Source organism: Pantoea allii (assembly GCF_002307475.1).
Classification (GTDB): Bacteria; Pseudomonadota; Gammaproteobacteria; order Enterobacterales; family Enterobacteriaceae; genus Pantoea; species Pantoea allii.
Map to the genome: position 1 here is coordinate 1 of NZ_NTMH01000043.1, position 1,502 is coordinate 1,502.

Annotated in this window: 2 protein-coding genes; both read right to left on the bottom strand. The window is 56.5% G+C overall.

Features of this window, described 5'->3' with window-relative positions:
• Nucleotides 1-1,061, bottom strand: a 1,061-nt coding sequence (locus tag CMR03_RS21475) for a DUF2235 domain-containing protein (protein ID WP_141248573.1), incomplete at its 3' end; no start/stop codon positions are given.
• A partial coding sequence (tli1a, locus tag CMR03_RS21480) for a Tli1a family immunity protein (RefSeq protein ID WP_096012595.1) occupies nt 1,049-1,502 on the bottom strand: 454 nt, incomplete at its 5' end. The genes CMR03_RS21475 and tli1a, both read right to left, overlap by 13 nt.

A 1,502-nucleotide genomic window follows, 5' to 3' on the forward strand; every position in this document is an offset into this window, starting at 1 on the left:
AAGCAGAGACGCTGCTCATGCCCGGACACCAGATGCACGCATTTTTTTATCAAACCGCCATAGGTTTTATCGTCCGGCAGCTCCATCGTGCCGTCCGCCCAGGACATATGCCCCTCGGCTATCGGCACAACGTGCGCTATCCCAACGGAGGCCACGGTATCCAGCAGCCCGAGAAACTCCACGCTGACAGGCAACTGCATCTCACCAATCTGCAGGCACTGTGGGGGTTTTTCGTCTTCCGCTTTTGGTGGGGGAAGCAGTTCGCTCAGCCAGCGAACAAACGTACGCGCAGCGGCGGCACCGCGGGAAAAACCATAAACATACAGTTTGATGCCTAACACCTTAGGCTTACCCGGCTCCGGCTGCGTGAGCAGTGGTTTCAGTTGCGGGGCTAACTCATTCAGTAAACGGCTGAACTCTTCATAACGGTTGTGGCTTCCGCCAGACCACAGCCGGTTCCAGCTGGTACCCATTTTTTCTATGGACTTACGGCTGGCACCCTCGGACAGTTTTATGCTGTTGTTTTCCGGGTCCTTACTTATGCGCATTAGCACATCAATAATACGCAGCAGCGCCCAGTTAATACGCTCCTCACCCTTGGTTGCACCCACCAGCCCCATAGTGGAATAATCCGGGTCGTTCACTTCCGGGAACGGAGTGCCCACACCGGGAATATAAAATTTGAAGTATTTGCCGCCGCTGTCGCTTGCCGAATCCAGCGGCATCCTGCTCGTATCAGATACGCCACCTGCTGTACCATCTCCGATAGTGGCGCGAAACAACCGCGCGATATTGGTCGGATGCTTCGGGTCAGACAGCAGCAGGTCATTGTTCAGGTTATTACCCGTACCGTCGAAAAACAGACTGATATGCAGCGTCTTGCAGCAAGGCGGCTCGACACGTCGCCCGGCCGCCAGACACAGTTCCTGGCGGTAGAGCCGCTCGGCGCTGTTCTGCTGATGGCAATTCTGACCAACTTGCAGGGCCTGCGTCGGCAGGCGCCCCTGGGCCGGAAACGGCGGTGGTACCCAGGCTAAATCGGTTACCGTTATTTCGGACATACTTTGGGCTCCTTCATCCTGAGGGGCTCTTTTATCGGGTAGGACGGACTGCCGTAGGTGTAACAACTGGTCGTGACCTTCACGTCATCGCAGGGCAGAAAGTGCACCGTGATGCCGCAGACGTCCTGGCCGTTATAGTCGGGAACCGGGACGGTTTTGCTGTGCTGCCGTTGTTGAGCTTTAATATTCCTTGCCCACTCTAAAAACTTCTTCTCATCTGCATATCCCGGGAAACCAGCTGATGAACCCTGCCCGGTTTCCCAGTCAATACGCACCGTCATGCCCCGTGTCCAGCGGGCGGGCACGCTGTAGCAGCAGCCACCGCCACCGCCCTGGAACGGACCAATAATGTCGATGCCCGACTGGTTATCGACACTGAAGTGGTTAATCGCCCATCTGGTGTGGTTGATGGCGTCAATGGTGCCGCCACCACCTCCACTG